This is a genomic window from Pedococcus badiiscoriae, assembly GCF_013408925.1.
Classification (GTDB): Bacteria; Actinomycetota; Actinomycetes; order Actinomycetales; family Dermatophilaceae; genus Pedococcus; species Pedococcus badiiscoriae.
The window spans coordinates 3,289,654-3,308,430 of record NZ_JACCAB010000001.1 but is presented as its reverse complement, the minus strand read 5'-3'; the positions used below and the strand labels follow the sequence as shown (position 1 = coordinate 3,308,430).

17 protein-coding genes and 1 riboswitch are annotated in these 18,777 nt (G+C 70.4%); of the genes, 10 read left to right on the top strand and 7 right to left on the bottom strand.

Going from position 1 to position 18,777, the window contains the following annotated elements:
• Positions 1–58 precede the first annotated feature (58 nt).
• The gene (locus tag BJ986_RS15635) at positions 59–430 is read right to left on the bottom strand and encodes a hypothetical protein (RefSeq protein WP_179423197.1); all 372 of its coding nucleotides are present in this window, start codon (positions 428–430) and stop codon (positions 59–61) included.
• A gap of 281 nt (positions 431–711) precedes the next feature.
• On the opposite strand from BJ986_RS15635, the gene BJ986_RS15630 reads away from it, so the two are divergent.
• The 4 genes from BJ986_RS15630 to BJ986_RS15615 all read left to right on the top strand — a co-directional run bounded on the left by BJ986_RS15630 (position 712) and on the right by BJ986_RS15615 (position 3,450).
• A complete protein-coding gene (locus BJ986_RS15630) occupies positions 712–981 on the top strand; it encodes a hypothetical protein (protein WP_179423195.1) in 270 nt (89 codons plus the stop codon).
• A 40-nt stretch (positions 982–1,021) separates the two neighbouring features.
• Positions 1,022–1,438 (top strand): response regulator transcription factor, encoded by a 417-nt coding sequence (locus BJ986_RS15625; RefSeq protein WP_337795439.1) that lies wholly within the window; start codon positions 1,022–1,024, stop codon positions 1,436–1,438.
• Positions 1,439–1,490: 52 nt separating this feature from the next.
• Positions 1,491–2,360: a hypothetical protein gene (locus tag BJ986_RS15620; RefSeq protein WP_179423191.1), complete on the top strand. Its 870-nt coding sequence runs from the start codon at positions 1,491–1,493 to the stop codon at positions 2,358–2,360.
• A 160-nt stretch (positions 2,361–2,520) separates the two neighbouring features.
• Entirely contained in the window at positions 2,521–3,450 is a 930-nt protein-coding gene (locus BJ986_RS15615) for an anti-sigma factor RsbA family regulatory protein (RefSeq protein WP_179423189.1), read from the top strand.
• Between the two features lie 48 nt (positions 3,451–3,498).
• On the opposite strand, the gene BJ986_RS15610 is transcribed toward BJ986_RS15615, so the two are convergent.
• Positions 3,499–4,749: a YncE family protein gene (locus BJ986_RS15610; RefSeq protein ID WP_202881268.1), complete on the bottom strand. Its 1,251-nt coding sequence runs from the start codon at positions 4,747–4,749 to the stop codon at positions 3,499–3,501.
• 59 nt (positions 4,750–4,808) lie between these two features.
• Positions 4,809–5,687 (bottom strand): polysaccharide deacetylase family protein, encoded by an 879-nt coding sequence (locus BJ986_RS15605; RefSeq protein WP_337795438.1) that lies wholly within the window; start codon positions 5,685–5,687, stop codon positions 4,809–4,811.
• A gap of 144 nt (positions 5,688–5,831) precedes the next feature.
• Here BJ986_RS15605 and BJ986_RS16495 point away from each other — a divergent pair, with 144 nt between their 5' ends.
• The 4 genes from BJ986_RS16495 (at position 5,832) to BJ986_RS15585 (ending at position 10,424) form a co-directional block, all read left to right on the top strand.
• Positions 5,832–7,841 carry a COG4705 family protein gene (locus tag BJ986_RS16495; protein ID WP_238338111.1) on the top strand — a complete coding sequence of 670 codons (2,010 nt, stop codon included), beginning with the start codon at positions 5,832–5,834 and terminating at the stop codon, positions 7,839–7,841.
• A gap of 24 nt (positions 7,842–7,865) precedes the next feature.
• Positions 7,866–8,291 carry a hypothetical protein gene (locus BJ986_RS15595; RefSeq protein ID WP_179423185.1) on the top strand — a complete coding sequence of 142 codons (426 nt, stop codon included), beginning with the start codon at positions 7,866–7,868 and terminating at the stop codon, positions 8,289–8,291.
• Between the two features lie 74 nt (positions 8,292–8,365).
• Positions 8,366–9,796, top strand: a complete 1,431-nt coding sequence (locus tag BJ986_RS15590; RefSeq protein ID WP_179423183.1) for a glycoside hydrolase family 3 N-terminal domain-containing protein — start codon at positions 8,366–8,368, stop codon at positions 9,794–9,796.
• Positions 9,797–9,842: 46 nt separating this feature from the next.
• On the top strand, positions 9,843–10,424 hold the full coding sequence (locus tag BJ986_RS15585) for a 1-acyl-sn-glycerol-3-phosphate acyltransferase (RefSeq protein WP_179423181.1): 582 nt from the start codon (positions 9,843–9,845) through the stop codon (positions 10,422–10,424).
• A 24-nt stretch (positions 10,425–10,448) separates the two neighbouring features.
• On the opposite strand, the gene BJ986_RS15580 is transcribed toward BJ986_RS15585, so the two are convergent.
• The 4 genes from BJ986_RS15580 to BJ986_RS15565 form a co-directional block, all read right to left on the bottom strand.
• Positions 10,449–10,817 carry a DUF1801 domain-containing protein gene (locus tag BJ986_RS15580; protein WP_337795437.1) on the bottom strand — a complete coding sequence of 123 codons (369 nt, stop codon included), beginning with the start codon at positions 10,815–10,817 and terminating at the stop codon, positions 10,449–10,451.
• A gap of 41 nt (positions 10,818–10,858) precedes the next feature.
• The gene (locus BJ986_RS15575; protein ID WP_179423177.1) at positions 10,859–12,943 is read right to left on the bottom strand and encodes an ATP-binding protein; all 2,085 of its coding nucleotides are present in this window, start codon (positions 12,941–12,943) and stop codon (positions 10,859–10,861) included.
• Between the two features lie 185 nt (positions 12,944–13,128).
• Positions 13,129–13,566 (bottom strand): hypothetical protein, encoded by a 438-nt coding sequence (locus BJ986_RS15570; RefSeq protein WP_179423175.1) that lies wholly within the window; start codon positions 13,564–13,566, stop codon positions 13,129–13,131.
• 114 nt (positions 13,567–13,680) lie between these two features.
• Complete coding sequence (locus BJ986_RS15565; RefSeq protein ID WP_179423173.1) at positions 13,681–14,838, bottom strand: DUF4185 domain-containing protein; 1,158 nt, start codon at positions 14,836–14,838, stop codon at positions 13,681–13,683.
• 67 nt (positions 14,839–14,905) lie between these two features.
• Positions 14,906–15,146: riboswitch (cobalamin riboswitch) on the top strand.
• A gap of 141 nt (positions 15,147–15,287) precedes the next feature.
• Here BJ986_RS15565 and BJ986_RS15560 point away from each other — a divergent pair.
• Complete coding sequence (locus BJ986_RS15560) at positions 15,288–17,708, top strand: ribonucleoside-diphosphate reductase subunit alpha (protein ID WP_337795436.1); 2,421 nt, start codon at positions 15,288–15,290, stop codon at positions 17,706–17,708.
• Entirely contained in the window at positions 17,705–18,754 is a 1,050-nt protein-coding gene (locus BJ986_RS15555) for a ribonucleotide-diphosphate reductase subunit beta (RefSeq protein ID WP_337795435.1), read from the top strand. The genes BJ986_RS15560 and BJ986_RS15555 overlap by 4 nt, the downstream gene beginning before the upstream one ends.
• Positions 18,755–18,777 lie beyond the last annotated feature (23 nt).

Sequence of the window (18,777 nt, the reverse complement as noted above, 5' to 3'; positions counted from 1 at the left end):
CTGGGCGGTGCTCCCCGACGCCCCCGGGGAGCGCGGGGCACCGCCCGGCATCCCCCACCTAGCGCAGCCGCGCGTGGAGTGCCTGCTCGGTCAGGGTCAGGGCGGTCTGGGTTCGTTCGATACCGGGGCTCCAGTCCGCGGAGGGTGGCTCCGCGGCCACGCCCTCCAGCAGCACCCTGGCCGCGGCGACCGAGTCCTCGAGCTGAGCCTGTGAGAGGGCCGTAGGTGGAAACCTCAGGTGCGTCAGGCCCAGCCCCGCGACGGCTCGTTGCGCGTCGAGGAGGGCTCTGAGGGCCTCTTCGATCAGGGCAGGGTCGCAGGCCCGGCGTCCACGGATGGTCGTGGGCATCCGGCGCCAGAGGCCCTCGTCGAGCTGCACCAGGAGGCTCCACAGCTGGTCGAGCTGAGGTGCGGTCTCGTCACTTGGCATGTCCTTGGTGCTCCTTCGGTGGCGGCCTTCTTCTCCATGACCGCATCCGCGACGAGGGAGCGGCGAGGGAGCGGCGAGGGGAGCCCTGTGCAGGGCCTCCCCAAGAGACGTCTCCGGCGCAGATCCGTGACGGCAGGGGAAGGCGTTTCTGCGGCGGCGTCACATTCCTCGCGTCCAGGCGTCTTGACAGATGCAGGGCGGGTGTTTGGCCGGGCTGCGCGCGGCGGCCCGGGCACGAACGCCCGCCCTGCTTCCAGGATCGAGGAGACGAGGAGCCACGAGTGGACCCGCTGGACAACCTGGGCAAGACCGCCGAGGACGTGACCGAGTTCCTGGTCGCCCTGACCATCAGCGAGGCGGACCTGCCGCACATCGTGATCTGCCGCTCTGCCGACACCGACGTGCTGACCTTCTCCGGGCCCTATTCCAACGGCCTCCTGGCGGTGCTGGCAGCCGACCGCGAGCAGCGCCTCGAAGGCGCCCCAGCCGGCGACCCGAGCATGACCTTCACCGTCGCGCCGCTCTACCCAGCGCTCGACATCCGCGCATGAGCTGACGCTGGGACACAGGACGACGTACGTGAGGAACCCCGTGACTGACCTGCAGCCGTTGGTGCTCGTGGCAGACGACGACCCGGATGTCGTCGAGCTCGTCGACTACAAGCTCACGAGGGCCGGCTACCGCACCATCACCGTCTCCCACGGGCTGGGCGCCTGGGAAGCCTTCATCAGCGAACAGCCCGACCTGCTGATCCTCGACATCCAGATGCCCGGCTTGTCCGGGACCCAGATCCTGCGCAGGGCCCGCATGGAGCGCCCGGACGTTCCGGTCATCCTTCTCAGTGCGCTGAGCCGAGACGACGACATCGCCACGGGTTTCGCCATGGGAGCCGATGACTACATCGTCAAGCCGTTCAGCCCGCGCGAGCTGATCAGCCGCGTCAAGCGCCTCATGAGGCAAACCCATCGATCGTGGGAAGGTGCCGACGGGTCATCCGCGCGAGCGTGACCGATGTGAAACTCTGGGGCATGACCGGGCGACGCCGCGACAGGACCAGCCGATGACCCTTGCCTTCGTGGCTGCGCTGGTCGGGACCTTCGGCTATGGGATCGCCTCAGTCCTGCAGGCCGTGGGCACCGCCCGAGCGAACGGACTCGCGGTGCTGCGCCAGCCAACCTATGTCCTGGGGCTCGGGTGTGACGCGGTCGCTTGGGTGGCGTCGCTGCTCGCGCTGCGCCAGCTCCCACTCTTCGCGGTGCAGGCGCTCCTGGCGGGTTCTCTGGCGGTGACCGTGGTCCTGGCCCGGGTGGTCCTGGGTACGAGGATGCGGCCCCGGGACGCAGTGGCGGCGGGGGTCGTCACCGGGACGCTGGTCGTCCTCGCTGCCAGTGCCGGGCCGCCGTCAACGCTGCGGACGCCGGGGTCCTTCGTCCCCATCATGCTGGTGGTGCTCGCCCTCATCGCGGTGGCGACGGCAGCAGCCTGGGCGCGACCCCGCTCCGGCGCGCTCGCCGTGATCGCGGGGGTGGCCTTCTCGGGTGCCGCCTTGAGCGCCCGGGCCGTCCAAGGGGCCCCGGCGACGGAGGGGGTCGGGTCCACGCATGGCGCTGTGGACTGGGTTGCCCTCCTCCACGAACCACTGGCCTGGGCCGTGATCGGGTACGGCGCCCTCGGCATGCTCTGCTACACGCTGGCTCTCGAGCACGGCCCCGTCGGCCCGGCGACGGCGATCCTGTGGGTCGTCGAGGTGGCCCTGCCCGCGGTGGTCGGGGTGGTGGTCCTCGGGGACGGTGTCCGTGCCGGCTGGGCGTTGCCGGCCGTGGTGTCCCTGGTGCTTGCCCTTGCTGCCTGCGTGGTGCTGGCGACCGGTCCCGGCCAGGAGCCCGGTCAGACGCCCGCAAAGGGCGCTGAGGACACGATTCGGGCGTAATCTCGGGGGAGACGTCGTGCACGCGTGTTCACCGCGTTCAGCGGTGGGCCTTCCGAAAGGAGCGGCTACGTCACCGCAGGCACCGAACCGGGTCCAAGACCCAGTCGACAGCCCAGTCGACGGCCCAGTCGACACGCCCGTCGGCACCCCCGCCGACAGAGTGCGTCTCACCCATGACGGATACCGGCACGAGGCCTTCTTCTGGTCGGGTGACGACCAGTTCCTTGCGGGCACGGTCCCCTTCGTCACCCAGGCCCTGGACGCGGGCCAGCCGGTGATGGTCGCGGTCGTCCCCAGTCACCTCGAGCTGCTGCGTGTCGCCCTCGGCGACCAGGCGGACGAGGTGGAGTTCGTCGACATGGTTCGCCTCGGCGCCAACCCGGCCCGCATCATCCCGGCCTGGCAGCGCTTCACCGACGCCCATGCGGGCCAGCCGGTGCGGGGCATCGGTGAGCCGATCTGGCACGGCCGACGACTCGCCGAGCTGGCCGAGTGCCAGATGCACGAGGCGCTTCTCAACATGGCTGTCGCGACGGACGTGCCCCTGTGGCTGATGTGCCCGTACGACCTGGGAACGCTTCCAGCGGACGTGGTCGCCGAAGCCCATCGCTCGCACCCCGTGGTCGTCGACATCGAGCGGCATCGCGGGAGCACGACCTACGGCGGAGCCGACTACGTCACGACGATGTTCGAGACCGAGCTGCCGGACGTCGAAGTCGTCGTCTCCCACCGGGAGTTCGGGGACGGCGACCTCGCGGTGGTGCGCGCAGACATCAGGGCCTGCGCATCGTCCGTGGGCCTGACGCAGGAGCGCACCGACGACCTGACTCTGGCCGTCCACGAGGTCGCACTCAACAGCGCGGTCTACGGCCGGGGGAGCAGCGAGCTGCGCGTCTGGGAGGAGGACGGGGCACTGGTCTGCGAGGTCCGGGGCCATGGCCAGATCACCGATCCGATGATCGGACGCCGTCAGCCGCCGTGGGCCGAGCAGCACGGGCGCGGGCTGTGGATGGCCAACCAGCTGTGCGACCTGGTCCAGGTCCGGTCCGGCGAGGGCGGCACGACGGTCCGCATCCACACCTGGCTGTAGGGACTGCCGGCGCGGGGTTGGCCGTCCGCCGCCGAGCTGTCGCCCCGGTCAGCGCATGTTGCCGGTGTGGCCCAGGCTGAACTGGCCGGGCTGGGGCCACACGCACAGGCCGTGCGGTCCTGCGTCGACCGGGATCCGGTGCAGCAGCTTGCCTGTGGTGGTGTCGAAGACGTACACCTCCCGGTCGTAGCGACCGGCGAGCCACAGCTCTGAGCCGTCGGCCGTCACGCCTCCCATGTCCGGCGAGCCGCCGTGCGGGATCTTCCACACGGCCGCTGCCCTGAGAGTGGCGGCGTCGAGCACCGTGATCGTCCCCGCGTCGCGGTTGGACACGTAGACCTTGGAGGCGTCGCGCGAGGGGTACAACCCGTGCGCCCCGAGTCCGGTGGGAATGAAACGGGCGACCTTCAGGGTGCGCGCGTCGATGACCCACACGCCGTTTCGGAGCATGTCGGCCACGAGGAACTTCCGGCCATCAGGGGAGAGCCGGACGTCCTGGGGCATCGAGCTGGCACCGGGACGCAAGCCGTTCTTGGGGCTTCCCGGCATCGCCATCGCCTCACCTGGCGAGGTGGCGCCGGGCGTGGTGATGGCGTTGAGGTCGATGACCCGTCGGACCTTGGTCGCTTCGCTGTCGATCACCATGAGCTTGCCGCTGAACTCGCAGCTCGCCACGAAGTAGGACAGGTCGGCCGAGAAGTCGGCGTGGTTGATGCCGGCGCAGGGCACCGACAGCGACCGCTGGAGCTTCATCGTCTGGGCGTCGCGGACGTCGATGCGGCGCATCCGCTCCGCCATGACGAGGGCGTGCTTCCCGTCCGGGGTGAAGTAGAGGTTGTAGGGGTCCTCGACCGGCACTGAGCGTCCCGGCTTCCCGGTCACTGGGTCGACCGGGGTCAGGCTGTTGCCCTGGTCGGCATTGACCCACAACGTCTTCAGGTCCCAGGAGGGCACGACGTGCTGGGGCTCTCGCGGGGTGTGGAACCGTCCGACGACCTTGTAGGTGCGGGGGTCGATGAGCTGCACCGTGTTGCTCAGGGTGTTGGGCACGTAGACCATGTGCCGCGCGGTGCGGGCGACCGGGCTGAGCGCGTTGGCGCCGGCCGCGGCGTACACCGTGAGCGGGGAGTCCGCGGCACCACCGGAGCTCGCGCCCCCCTTGGTGCCGCTCGCGCCGCCCTGCGACGTGGGCGTGGCGTCCACCGCCGCGGTATGCCGCGGCGCCTGCTGGGCCAGGCAGCCCGCCACGCCGGTGCTCACGACCACGGCCAGAGTCAGCAGGCTGGTCGCGAGCGTCACGCGCTGCGCCACCGTCCGGGAGCTCCGATGCCGCGTCGGTTGCACTTGCACTGGGCGCATCAGACGTCCCGCAGCAAGGTCGACAGGGTGACGGCGCGCAGACCCTTGCTGTGCAGGCCGGCAAGGATGGCCGGCAAGGCCTCCACGGTGCCGCGATGGCCGAAGTGCAGGCTCACGATGGAGCCCGGCTGGACCGCTGCGAGGGTGCGGTCGCGGACCGCCGTCGCACCGGGGTCGCGGAAGTCCTCGGGGTCGACGTCGTAGGAGACGCACCGGTGGTAGCCGGCCGCGGCAGCCGCCTGACGGATGGTGCTGGTGCTGTGCTGGGTGCCCGACGGACGGAACCACCAGCCGGCGGTGCCCACAGCCGTCTCCAGTGCGCGGGCGCCGCGGACCGCCTCGTTGATGGCCTGGGCGCGCGTCAGCTGCTTCATCTGCTGGTGGCTCCAGGTGTGGTTGCCCAGCTCGTGCCCGGCGGCGACGATCTGGCGGCCGATGTGCGGGTTCTGCTCCAACCAGGTGCCGACCGCGAACACCGTGATGGCGGCTTGGGCGCTGGCGCACGCGCCCAGGATCTCGTGGGCCATCGCCAGGGGACCCTGGCCGTGGAAGGTGAGGGCGACCTGCTGGGCCGTGGTGGGTCCGTGGGTGATGTCCGGGCCGGACGTGAGGGCCACCCGCGGTGCCACCCCGGGGTCAGCCGCACCGCTGGCGCTGGCGGAGGGCGTGCTGGAGGCGCCGGCCGCCGACTGGCTCGACGTGGGGTTCGGGGTCGCGCTGTGGGTGGCCTTACCCGCCCCCGCCGCGTCCTCGCCCGGGCTGCTGCAGCCCACCAGCGCGGCGCCGGGGATGCCGGTCAGGCCGGCGGCCAGGACGGCCCGTCGGGTGACGCCAGACGGGCCCTCACGCGTCGGTTCGGGCTCTGTGCGTCGTTCCACAGGCCACCACCTTACGTCTTCGCCCTTAGAGGTTCCTGAAGAAGGCACAGCACTCTCTCAGCAGTTGTGTCCGACACTCGCCGGGTGATCGACCCGCGACTGAACTCGACCGGAAGCCTACGCCTCGCGCGCCTCCGGTCATGGATGAACACTCCGTGGGTCGGGCCCATCACCCTGGTGCTGTGGTCGGTCGGGTGGTACGTCGTCCACGCGACGCACGGTGGGGGATCGTGGCACTTCTTCGCCTTCGGGGCCAGGGTCTTCTCCGACCTCGACGACGGGACGCAGGCCGGCCTGCACGTCTATGCGGAGCACCCGGTGCTGCAGATCGGACCCTTCGCCCTGGGCGTGGCGTGGGCTCTGGGGGAGGTGTCCGGAGGCCACGGCCTGGTGGCGGCGCAGCTGGTGGGCGCCGCCCTCGGCGCCGGGGTGGTGCTCCTGGTGCGTCGGATCGCCCATCAGCTGAGGGCGGCCCGCGGCGACGCGCCGGATCCCCGGTTCGACACCCCACTGCTGGTGGGCAGCGCCTGCTTCGTGCCGGTCTGGCTTTATGCCGCCGTCGACTCGACCCACCTCGACGACGTGCTCGCGCTGGCGTTCGGCGTGGCGGCCCTGACGCTGGCGCTGTCACGACGACCGGTGTGGGCGGGGCTCGCCCTGGCTGTGGCGGTCGACTCCAAGCCGTGGGCCCTGCCCTTCGTGGTGGTTCTCCTGGTCCTTCCGAGCGTGCGCACCCGCGCGCTGGCAGTGAGCGTCGCGGCGCTGGGGGTGGCGGCTGCCTGGCTGCCGTTCTTCATTGCCGACCCGCACACGTCCCGGGCGCTGCACTACACCATCGCCAACGGCCCGCTGTCCGGGCTGCGCCTGCTCGACGTGGTGTCGGCCCGCACCCCGCCGTGGGACCGACCGCTCCAGACCTTGGTCGGGATCGCGCTGGGTGGTGCGGCGATCTGGCGGGGTCGCGCCAGCGGGGTGCTCCTGGTCGTGATGGCCAGCCGGCTGGCCCTCGACCCCAGCGCCAACCGCTACTACACCGCGGGGCTGGCAGCCGGGGCCCTCCTGTGGGACGTCACCGGCTCCCGCCGACGCTGGCCCTGGTGGAGCCTCACCGTGCTCCTCGCCCTGCACGCCGCCCGGTGGGTGCCTGCGCTCGACCCGTTCCACGCGTTCGCGCTTGTCGCGTTCGCCGTCGCGGCGGCGATCTCCGTGTTGCGGGGGAGCTGGGGCGGATGGGACAGGTGGGGCGGATGGGACAGGTGGGTTGGATCCCGCCAACTGCGACCAAAGTCACGTTCAGGGTTCGCTCAGGGGACCTCTGCCACGCTTTCCACCATGACGACGCTTGCAACTAACCAACGCCGCCTGATGCTCAACAAGGTCCCAGAAGTCACGGTGTACTTCTGGGTGATCAAGATCCTGTGCACCACGGTCGGGGAGAGCTTCGCCGACTACATCAACTCGACACTGGGCTTCGGCCTGGGCAAGACGACGATCGTGTTCTCGGCCGCCTTGGTCGCCGTGCTCGTGGTCCAGTTCCGGCTGCGACAGTACGTCCCGTCGGTCTACTGGCTGGCTGTCGTGCTGATCAGCGTCGTAGGCACGCTGATCACCGACATCCTCACCGACGGGGTCGGGGTGCCGCTCTGGGTGAGCACCGCCGTCTTCGCTGCCGCGCTCGCCGGGGTCTTCGCCATCTGGTACGCCAAGGAGCGCACCCTGTCGATCCACTCCATCGTGACGACCCCGCGTGAGGCCTTCTACTGGCTCACCGTCTTGGTGACCTTCGCCCTCGGCACCGCCGCTGGCGACTGGACCCTGGACCTGACCGGCTGGTCGGCGGGTGCCTCGGTGCTGCTGCCGCTGGGTCTGATCGCGGCCGTCTTTGCCGCCTGGAAGCTCGGAGCCGGGCCGGTCCTCTGCTTCTGGCTGGCCTACATCCTCACCCGTCCGCTGGGCGCCAACATCGGTGACTTCCTGGCTTCTCCGGGAGACGAGGGTGGCGCCGGCCTGGGCACCCTGGGCACCAGTGTCCTGTTCCTCGGCACCATCCTCGCCGTGGTGGTCTACCTCAGCGTCACCCACAAGGACCGCATCGAGCGGAACGCGGTCCGGGACGAGCGGGTGGCCGAGCCGGTGGGCGACCGCCAGGCATGAGCCGACGAGCATGAGCCGACGAGCATGACCGTGGAGCAGCGGCGAGTGAGGGTGTTGGTGGTCACCGACAGTGCCAACCCCTCGCCGTCGCTGCTTCACGCTGTCGCGTCCCGGGCGGCCGACGGGGATGTCCAGTTCCGTCTCGTGGTGCTCAACCCCGCGCGGGCCGAGGTCCATCTCCTGCACCCTGAGCGTCACGACAAGGCATTCGAGGCCGAGTGCATCCTCCTCGAGACCCTGCCCGTGCTCGAGGCCGCGGCGGGCAGTCGGGTCATCGGCTCGGTGTCGGTCCGGCACGACCCGGTCGACGCCATCGAGGAGACCATCCTCAGCGAACCCGTCGACGAGATCGTGCTCGCCCTGCCCCCGACGGTGTCCCCGTCGTGGCGGCACCACGACCTGCCCCACCGCCTACGCCGCTTCGGGCTGCCGGTGACGGAACTGCCCTGACCTGCCGCGGCCGTTAGGCACCCGGATCTCTCACCGAAGGCCAACCGGCAGCCACGTTCGTGCGTCAATGGGGTATGCGACGCGCGCTACCGACCGGGGCCGTCTCAGTGCTGGGCGGCGCGCTGGCGATCGCGCTGGTGGCCGGCGTGACGACCACTGTGACGACGACGGCTGCCGCCGGCGCTGCCGCGACACCCGACAGCCTCGCCCGAGCGGCGTTCACCCGGATGACCGAGGTGCAGCGGATCGGGCAGCTCTTCATGGTGGGCACGCCGGCGACCGGGCTGACCGCGGGCGCGGCCTCGGCGATCACCTCGCGGCACGTGGGCAACCTCATCCTCACCGGGCGCACGTATGCCGGTGCGGCGCCGGTGCGGTACCTCGCGGCCAGCGCCGACCGTCTCACGACCGCCGGGGCGACGGCAGGGGTCCCGCTGTACGTCGCCGCGGACCAGGAGGGCGGCCAGGTCCAGGTGCTCCAGGGGCCGGGCTTCAGTCGCATGCCGACTGCCCTGACCCAGGGCAGCTGGACCGACACCACGCTGACGGCGGACGCCCGGATCTGGGGACGGCAGCTCACTCGAGCGGGAGTCGACCTCAACCTGGCCCCGGTGGTGGACACCGTCCCCGCGAGCCTGGGCACCCGGAACATCCCGATCGGCCACTACTTCCGCGAATACGGGTACACCCCCGCGGTGGTCGCCGCCAAGGGCAGTGATGTCGTCCGGGGGGAGCGGAGCGTCGGACTGGCGGTCACGGCCAAGCACTTCCCGGGCCTGGGCCACGTCACCGCGAACACCGACACGACGGGCGGCGTGACCGACAGCGTGACGACCCGGACCTCCGGCGACCTTGCTCCGTTCCGATCCGCGATCGCCGCCGGCGCGCGGGTCGTCATGGTGTCGCTCGCCGCGTACTCCAAGATCGACCCGGCCAGGCCGGCCGCCTTCTCGCCCACCGTCGTCACCGGGATGCTCCGCACCGACCTCGGCTTCACGGGTGTGGTCATGAGTGACGACCTCGGCAACGCCAGGCAGGTCGCGGCATGGTCGCCCGGCGCCCGTGCCACCAGCTTCATCGCGGTCGGCGGCGACATCGTGCTCACCGTCAACTCGTCGGTCCTGCCGGCCATGGTCGACGCCGTGAGCGCCAGGGCGGCCAGCGATCCGGCGTTCCGGGCCAAGGTCGACGCGGCGGCATACCGGGTCCTGCTCGCCAAGGCTGCCGACGGGATGCTTGCGCCGCGGGTGGTCACTGACGGCGTGTTGCGGACGGCGACGGTCTCGGCGCTGCAGCGATGGCTCGGGGTCACGGTCACCGGGACCTTCGGCGCCACGACCGTCCGGGCCCTCCAGGCCCGCGTCGGCACCCCGGCGGACGGCCAGTGGGGTCCGCAGTCGTTGGCGGCGATGCAGGCCTACCTCGGGATCGGACGCGACGTCGCCCGGACCTGGAACACGCGGACCGTGAGCGCCCTGCAGGCCTACCTCACCACGCAGCTCTGAGCGCTCCGGCCCGTGGCCGGATGCCCACCGCCGCTACCCTCGGCACATGCGCAGTCGCCTCGCCAGCCTGGTGCTCCGTGCCTCCGGTTGGACGGCGGTCGGACAGGTCCCGCGGACCGGGGTGCTGGTCGGCGCTCCGCACACGTCCAACTGGGACTTCGTCATGATGCTGCTCGTCATGTGGCGCGGCGGGGTGACCCCGAGGGTGCTCATCAAGAAGGAGCTGTTCCGCGGACCTCTGGGATGGCTGCTGCACCGACTCGGTGGCCTACCGCTCGACCGCAAGAACCCTGGGTCGGTGGTGCGGGAGCTGGTGCGCGAGGCCCGCGGCGGGGAGCCGTTCCTGCTGATCATCGCGGCCGAGGGGACCCGTCAGAAGGGGGAGTACTGGAAGTCCGGGTTCTGGCGCCTCGCCCGGATGGCCAAGCTGCCCATCGCCCTCGCCTTCATCGACGGCCCTACTCGCACAGCGGGATTCGGCCCGACCATCTCGGCGACTGCGGATGTGGTCGCAGACATGGACAAGGTCCGGGAGTTCTACCGCGACAAGCACGGCATCCATCCCGAGCTGCGCACCGAGCCGCGCCTCCCCGAGGAGGACCGGGCGGCCGCCCGCGAGTCGGGCTGAGCACGACGGCGCACGACGAGCTGGTCAGCGCTGCTTGAGCTTCCGCCAGCCACCGGCACGGTTGTTGGCGATGATCTGGCGCAGGAACTCCAGCAGGGCGGGCTCGTCGACAGGGTCGCCCTCCCAGAAGCCGATGGTGCGGGCCGTGGCGTTGTCGTGCCCGGCCGTCACCAGCCCGTGGGGGTCGTCCACGATGGCGCCGTCGTAGACGAACAGGTTGACGTGGTCCTTCGTGGCGAGCAGCGCGCAGACATTGCCCTCGAGCACGAAGTACGGCTGCACCCGACGCTTGACCGTCTCCTGCACCTCGGGGTCGGCGGCGTGCACGAGCTCGCGCAGTCGCTGGCACAGGGCACGTTGCCAGGCGGGCAGCGCTTCGATGTAGGCGTCCACCCGGGGGTCGACCTCATATGGCGTGGGGCGCACAGTCCGGCTCAGCTCTTGTCTGCCCCGACGGGAGCCAACGGCAGGAGGACGGTGAACGCCGTGCCCTCGCCCACGGTGGACGTGACTGCCACGCTGCCGTCGTGGCCATCCACGATGGCGCGCACGATGGACAGCCCGAGGCCCGTGCCCTGGACCGCCCGCTCGGTGGCCTGGGAGGAGCGGAAGAAACGGCGGAAGACCTGGTGCTGGTCGTGCTCGGCGATGCCGTAGCCGGTGTCGCTCACCACCAGGCGGGCGCTGCCGGCGCCGTCCTCGTCGTGCGTGGTGTCGAGGCGCAGCCGCACGCTGCCACCGTCCGGGGTGAACTTCACCGCGTTCGACAGCAGGTTCGTGACGACGCGCTCCAGGGCGGCGGGGTCGCCGTCCAGCGACACAGGGCCGTCGACGACGTCGCGGCGTACCTGGAGGTCGCGTCGCTGGGTGAGGGCCCCGAGGGACTCCCAGGCGTGGTCGACGACGTCCACGAGGTCACACGGACGCCGGGCGAGGTGGAGCTGCCCCGACTCGATGCGTGAGTTCAGCAACAGGTCCTCGATCAGGGCGAGGAGTCGGCGTCCGTTGCGGTCGATGCGTGCCACGAGGTCGAGCTGTTTCGGAGCGAGCGGGCCCACGGCGCCGTCCTCGAGCATCTCGGTGTAGCCCAGCACGCTGGCCAGCGGCGTCCGCAGCTCGTGGCTGACCGAGGACAGGAAGTCGGTCTTCGTGCGGTCCAGGGCGGTGAGCTGCTCGACCGCCCGGCGTTCGCGCAGGAGCGCTGCCTGCACCGCGTCGGCAGCAGCCCGGCGCTCGGTGACGTCCTCGGCGACGCCGAGGTAGCCGGTGGCGTTCCCCGCCTGGTCGACGATCGCACTGGTGGTCAGGTCGACGACGATGCGGCGACCGTCGCGGGTGAGCCAGGTCCAGTCGCGGGTCTCTGTGCGGTCCGTGCCCCGGAGCAGGTGCACAAGGACGTCGGGACCGGGGGACAGGCCGAGCTCGGCAGCCCGGGAGGCCACCTCCGTCGGGTCGTGCAGCTCGACCCAGTTGAGCGAGCCCACGACCTCGTCAGGCGGGTAGCCGAGGAGGTTGGTGGCACCGCGGTTGAACAAGGTGATGACGCCCGCGGAGTCGGTGCCGATGATGGCCGTCGCGGCGGCAGAGTTGAGCACGGTCTGGGTGAACGTCGCCTCGCTGTGCAGGTCCGCCAGGGCGTCACGGCGCGCGGTCGACGCCACGGCCAGCACGAGGCCGGTGATGGCGGCGGTGATCAGGAACGCCTGGGTCAGGGCCCCGACAGTCTCCGGATCGGCCGCCCCCGACCGTGCTGCGGAAGCGAACGGTCCGCCGCCCACACTGGTGAGGTAGACGACCAGCACCCCCAGGGCGACCAGCTGGGCGGCGAGGCTGCGCAGGTGCAGCCTCGTGGCACCCCAGACGAGCACCGGGAGGGGCAGGAAGGCCAGGGGGAGCCCGTTCTCGGGGCCGAACACCCACCAGGCGACGCCCAGCAGGGTCACCGCCTGGAGCAGGTCCTCGAGGCGGCGCGGCTGGGACCTGGTGCTCGACACGGCCACGCCCAGGGGGGCGATGATGAGGACCGCCGCGGCATGCGACGCCGCCACGGTGTATGCCGTGTTGAGGAAGGGGCCGCCCAGGGTGACTGCCACGGTGAGACCAGCCATGACGCCGAAGACGATGGCCCCCACGAGCGTGGCCACCAGGAGTCGTCCCAGGTCCTCGAGCGAGGCAAGGCGAGGGCGACGACCGCCCCTGGTCATCACCCACCAGACCACCGCTGCCTCGGTCGCGTTGGACACGCCGAAGCAGGCCGCCGTGAGCGGTGGCCGGCCGCCGTACAGGTTGGCCAGGCCGCTCGTCACCACCGTGCCGACGACCACGATGGCTGCGCGCCGGGGGTCCGGGCCGCTGGCGAGCATGAACGCCACGCCGAGTCCTGCGGCGGGCCACCACACGGCCACCGAGGACCCCGGTGGGGCGAAGTGGACGGCGGTCGCCGCGAGGAAGAAGACGCCGAGCAGCACCAGGGCCGCCGCGAGCGGCCACCGGCGCAGGAACGAGGACGGAGGAATCACCTGGTCCCGCCGAGTCCTGCTGCAGCGCACGACAGCACCCTGACGTGCGTGGGGCGCCGGTCGTCCGGCCGAGAGGACATGGCACATTCTTACCCAAACGGCATCCGGCGCGTGCGGAACTGCACGCAGCCCGCGCAAGTCGGGCACCGGAAATCGGACAGAGGCCCGAGACTGACATCCTCCGGTCAGTGGACCTCGGCCCTGCGCAGGACCGACTGGAACTGCTTGCCGAGGGCGCGTGGCCCGGCGATCGGGATCAGCGCCGCGATGAGCCTGCCCGTGAACGACTTCGGCAGCCGGGTGAGCGAGACCCGCAGGTCGGCGCCCCCTGGAGCGGGCATGATCTCGTAGCGCCAACCGCTGCCGGGTCCCCACAGGTTCGAGTCGAGCGTCTCGATCGTGACGATCCCCGAGGCTGTGTCCCACGAGTACCGCTCGCGCTCCCAGCCCATCCCGGTGCCTTCGGTCACCTCCGCCCAGTCCGGACCCTGGTCGTGGACCGTGAAGTGAGCCTCGTCGACGTTGGGCCACCAGGTCGAGCGCTGCGGACCGAAGTCGGTGATCACGGCCATGACCGCGCTGGGCGACAGCGTCGTGTTGACGGTGAACGTCGTGGTCGCCATGCCAGTGGCCTCTTCCGTCGGGGGGAGTGTCGACTGTCCGGGGACCATCATCGCCCACGACGACCCGAACGGCCCGGGGTCCCGTCGGGAGACTGCGTCAGCAGACCCGCGTCGTCAAGGACGGTCGATCTCCGCGAAGACGGGTCGGCCCAGAGCCGGATCCTTGAGCAGACGGCCGAAGTCGGTGGTGTTGCGTGAGATCGAGATGAGCAGCTTGCCGTCGGACAGGGCGATTCCCGGGTGGGCCAGTGGCGCGTACGTGAGCTGTCCCGAGGGGCTCTGGAACTGCGCCCTCGTCCCACGGCGCGGGGTCCAGGGACCGACGGGCGAGTCGGAGGACCAGGCGTAGACCGTGTCGCCCAGGTCGCCGTCGCGCTTGGAGACGATGTCGAAATGGCCGTCGACGGCATCGACGGACAGGGTCTGCGACACCCCACCCTGCGCGGGGAGGATCACCGCAGCGAGGTTCGGTTCCGACACCCACCCGCCGCCGTCCCAGAACTGCCACGTGGAGCGGTCGCGCGCGTTCGACACCGGTGCCCGCGCGGCATACAGGGCTCGTCCGAACGAGCCGCGAGCCGGCAGCCGGGTGCCGTAGACGTAGAGCCAGTCGCCGCTCACGGTCATCGCCGAGCCCCAGTTGACCTGGTCGGGCGCCGGGTCGTCGGGGGTGATGTCGAGCTGGTGCAGCAGGTACGGGGCGCCACCTGCCGGCACCCCGAAGACCGTTGCGCTGCTGCCCAAGTAGGTGAAGTCGAAGGGCTTCGCCGAACCGCGCCGGATCCGGGCGGTGACCACGACGAGGAAGCTGCCGTCCGCGCGCGACACGGAGACGACCGACATGGGCCAGTGGACGATCCCGTCGGCGCGGTCCGGGATCACCGGCCCGCGCGCGGCCATCTCGACCTGGGCGGTGCACAGGCCGCTGGTGACGAGCATGGAGTTAGCCACGATGCGCGGGGAGATGCCTTCGCGGCGCACCGTGTCGCCGAAGACCCAGACGATCCGGCCGTCGGGCAGCCGGGCGCTGGCGCCGATGTCACCGGCCTGCCACAGGGGCAGGTCGAGGCCGGCGACGATCCGGTTCAGCTGTGCCACGGTCACCGTGACCGGCGTGCGGTGGGGCGGCGCCTGCGGGCAGGCAGGTGTCAGCCGCGGGTATGCCGTGGCGCCTGCGGCCGCGGCGCCCGCCTCGCCGCGAGGGGCGGTGCACCCCACCAGGGCCAGCACGACAAGCACCGCGCCTGCCACGAAGGGGGTGGCGCGCCGCATGGAGGCAATCCTAGGGATGCGACACGCGGACCCAACATGTGGTGCTGGACTTTGCACCCACCTCCCGCATATGGTGTCTCTTGCTGGTCCGGAGGCCGCGCAATCGGTCTTCGGGGCAAGAGGGAACCCGGTGAGATTCCGGGACTGCCCCGCAGCGGTAAGCGGAAACGACCGCCGTCATCAAGCACTGCTCGCGCCCGCGAGTGGGAAGCGACGGCCAGTAGGAACCGAGTCGGCGACCGACCACGGCCAGTCACCGGCACGACACGTCCGCGAGTCCGAAGACCTGCCAGCGACCGCGCACACCGTGTGCGGTGAGTCGTGGCCTCGAGGGCGGGTCACACGGCATACGCAGCACTCCGTCGCACGCCTTGTCGGCAGCGATGCGTGGCTGCGTCGTCGTCTCCTCCTCGCGACCGCGGCACCGATTCGCTCGCGAGGAGAGAGCCGTGACCGACACCAGCCCCGAAACCACCGAGGTCGTGGCGACAACGACCTCCCGGCGCACGACGATGGCCGTGCGCAAACGCAACGGCGACGCCGAACCCGTCGACGTGATGAAGATCGTCCGGGCCGTCGAGCGGTGGTGCGACGACCTGACCGAGGTCGACCCCTTGGCCATCGCCACGCGCACCATCAGCGGTCTCTACGACGGTGCCACCACGGCCGAGCTCGACCGGCTGTCGATCCAGACTGCGGCCGAGATGACCGGCGCGGAGCCGGAGTACTCCCGGCTCGCCGCCCGGTTGCTGTCGAACTACATCGACAAGGAGGTCCGGGGCCAGCAGATCGCCTCGTTCAGCCAGGCGATCCGGCTCGGGCACCTCGAAGGCCTGATCGGCGACGCGACCGCAGCCTTCGTCGAGGCGAACGCCCGCAAGCTCGACCACGCCGTCGACGTCTCCCACGACCGCCGGTTCGAGTACTTCGGGCTGCGCACCGTCTACGACCGGTACCTGCTTCGGCACCCGGAGACCCGGATGGTCATCGAGACGCCGCAGTACTTCCTGCTCCGCGTTGCCTGCGGCCTGTCGCACACCCCGCAGGAGGCGATCGCCTTCTACCAGCTGATGGCCTCGTTGGCCTACCTGCCGAGCTCGCCGACCTTGTTCAACTCCGGGACGAGGCACACCCAGATGTCGTCGTGCTACCTCGTCGACTCACCCCAGGACCAGCTCGAGTCGATCTACGACCGCTACACCCAGGTCGCCAAGCTGTCGAAGTTCGCTGGGGGCATTGGGATCTCGTGGTCCCGAGTGCGTTCCCGCGGTGCGCTGATCCGGGGCACCAACGGCCATTCGAACGGCATCGTCCCGTGGCTGCGCACCCTCGACTCATCGGTGTCCGCCGTCAACCAGGGCGGCCGGCGCAAGGGTGCCGCGTGCGTCTACCTCGAGCCGTGGCACCCCGACATCGAGGAGTTCCTCGAGCTGCGCGACAACACCGGCGAGGACGCCCGGCGGACCCACAACCTCAACCTCGCCAACTGGGTCCCGGACGAGTTCATGCGTCGCGTCGAGGCCGACGAGCAGTGGAGCCTGATCGACCCGAACGAGGTGCCCGAGCTCCCCGACCTCTGGGGCCCCGCCTTCGAGCAGGCGTATGCCGCCGCGGAGCGTGACGGTCGCGTCGTCCGTCAGGTCAGCGCCCGCGACCTCTACGGCAAGATGATGCGCACCCTGGCGCAGACCGGGAACGGCTGGATGACGTTCAAGGACGCCAGCAACCGCACCTGCAACCAGACCAGCGACGAGCAGGAGCCGGGTGCGCCGGTCGTGCACCTGTCCAACTTGTGCACCGAGATCATCGAGGTCTCGAGCAACGACGAGACGGCCGTGTGCAACCTCGGCTCGGTCAACCTGGCCCAGCACCTGACCCTCGCTCGTGACGGCGTGGACTGGGACAAGCTCCGGGCGACCGTGCGGACGGCCGTGACCTACCTCGACCGGGTCATCGACATCAACTACTACCCGTCGGCCGAGTCCGCTGCGTCCAACCCCAGGTGGCGACCGGTCGGCCTCGGCGTCATGGGCCTGCAGGACGTGATGTTCGCCCTGCGGCTGCCGTTCGACTCTGCGCAGGCCCAGGAGCTGTCCACCCGGATCGCCGAGGAGGTCTACCTCTCGGCCCTGGAGCAGTCCGCCCAGCTGGCCGCCGAGCACGGGCCGCACCCGGCATACGAGCAGACGCGCGCAGCGCGGGGTGACCTGCAACCAGACCTGTGGGGCGTCACGCCGACCCAGGCGGGTCGCTGGGAGGCGGTGCGGAACGCCATCAAGGCGAATGGACTTCGCAACTCGCTGCTCATCGCGGTCGCACCCACGGCGACCATCGCCTCGATCGCCGGCGCGTACGAGTGCATCGAGCCGCAGGTGTCCAACCTGTTCAAGCGCGAGACGCTGTCGGGGGAGTTCCTCCAGGTCAACACCGCCCTCGTCCGAGAGCTCAAGGCGCGCGGGCTGTGGACCCCCGAGGTCCGGGAGGCGATCAAGCGCAGCGACGGTTCGGTGCAGGGCATCGCGAGCATCCCGGAGGACGTGCGGGTCCTCTTCCGCACCGCCTGGGAGCTGCCGCAGAAGTCCCTCATCGACCTCGCGGCGGCACGGCAGCCCTACATCGACCAGAGCCAGTCGCTCAACCTGTTCCTCGCGTCGCCGACCATCGGGAAGCTCAGCTCGATGTACCTCTACGCGTGGAAAGCCGGACTGAAGACCACGTACTACCTGCGGTCCCGCCCGGCGACCCGCATCCAGCAGGCGACCACCTCCGTCGCCGCGCCCATCCCGACCGTCATCGACGAGCCCGTGTCCGACCAAGACGCCATCGCGTGCTCCCTCGAGAACCCCGAGAGCTGCGAGGCCTGCCAGTGACCATCGACCAGACCACCACGACCGTCGCGACCGACCACACCGAGACCCGGATGCTGCTCGACCCGGGGATGAACCTGACCCTGCGGCCGATGCGCTACCCGCACTTCTACGAGCGCTACCGCGACGCCATCAAGAACACCTGGACCGTCGAGGAGGTCGACCTGCACACCGACCTCAAGGACCTCCAGCGGCTGACCGACGCCGAGCGGCACCTCGTCGGGCGGCTGGTTGCGTTCTTCGCCACCGGCGACACCATCGTGGCCAACAACCTGGTGCTGAACCTCTACCAGCACATCAACTCGCCCGAGGGACGGCTCTACCTCAGCCGGCAGCTGTTCGAGGAAGCCGTGCACGTGCAGTTCTACCTCACGCTGCTCGACACCTACGTGCCCGACGAAGAGCAACGGCGCGAGGCGTTCGCCGCGGTCGACAACATCGCCTCGATCAAGGACAAGGCCGACTTCTGCTTCCGCTGGATCGACTCGGTGTTCGACCTCGACAAGCTGGAGACCCGAGACCACCGAAGGGCGTTCCTGCTCAACGTGATCTGCTTCGCGGCGTGCATCGAGGGGCTGTTCTTCTACGGCGCCTTCGCCTACGTGTACTTCCTGCGGTCACGCGGACTGCTCAACGGGCTGGCGAGCGGCACCAACTGGGTCTTCCGCGACGAGTCCATGCACATGGCGTTCGCGTTCGACGTCGTGGAGACGGTGCGGCGTGAGGAGCCCGACCTGTTCGACGACGAGCTCGCCGCCCAGGTGCGGGCCATGATGCGCGACGCGGTCGACGCCGAGGCACAGTTCGCGCAGGACCTGCTCGGGGGAGGCGTGGCCGGCCTCTCCGTCGCCGACATGCGGACCTACCTGGAGTCGGTCGCCGATCGTCGGCTCGAGCAGCTCGGGCTCGAGCCCGAGTACGGGTCCACGAACCCACTCGCGTTCATGGAGCTGCAGGACGTCCAGGAGCTGTCGAACTTCTTCGAGCGTCGCGTCTCGGCCTACCAGGTCGGGGTGTCCGGCTCGGTCGCCTTCAACGAGGAGTTCTAGCGCGCAACACAGGTGTGCCGGGT

What these genes read in the sequence shown, in the direction of transcription:
- BJ986_RS15585 (WP_179423181.1), top strand. Translation starts at nt 9,843, where the DNA reads ATGCGCAGTCGCCTCGCCAGCCTGGTGCTCCGTGCCTCCGGTTGGACG.
- BJ986_RS15620 (WP_179423191.1), top strand. Translation starts at nt 1,491, where the DNA reads ATGACCCTTGCCTTCGTGGCTGCGCTGGTCGGGACCTTCGGCTATGGG.
- BJ986_RS15565 (WP_179423173.1), bottom strand. Translation starts at nt 14,838, where the DNA reads ATGCGGCGCGCCACCCCCTTCGTGGCAGGCGCGGTGCTTGTCGTGCTG.
- BJ986_RS15570 (WP_179423175.1), bottom strand. Translation starts at nt 13,566, where the DNA reads ATGGCGACCACGACGTTCACCGTCAACACGACGCTGTCGCCCAGCGCG.
- BJ986_RS15635 (WP_179423197.1), bottom strand. Translation starts at nt 430, where the DNA reads ATGCCAAGTGACGAGACCGCACCTCAGCTCGACCAGCTGTGGAGCCTC.
- BJ986_RS16495 (WP_238338111.1), top strand. Translation starts at nt 5,832, where the DNA reads ATGAACACTCCGTGGGTCGGGCCCATCACCCTGGTGCTGTGGTCGGTC.
- BJ986_RS15590 (WP_179423183.1), top strand. Translation starts at nt 8,366, where the DNA reads ATGCGACGCGCGCTACCGACCGGGGCCGTCTCAGTGCTGGGCGGCGCG.
- BJ986_RS15595 (WP_179423185.1), top strand. Translation starts at nt 7,866, where the DNA reads ATGACCGTGGAGCAGCGGCGAGTGAGGGTGTTGGTGGTCACCGACAGT.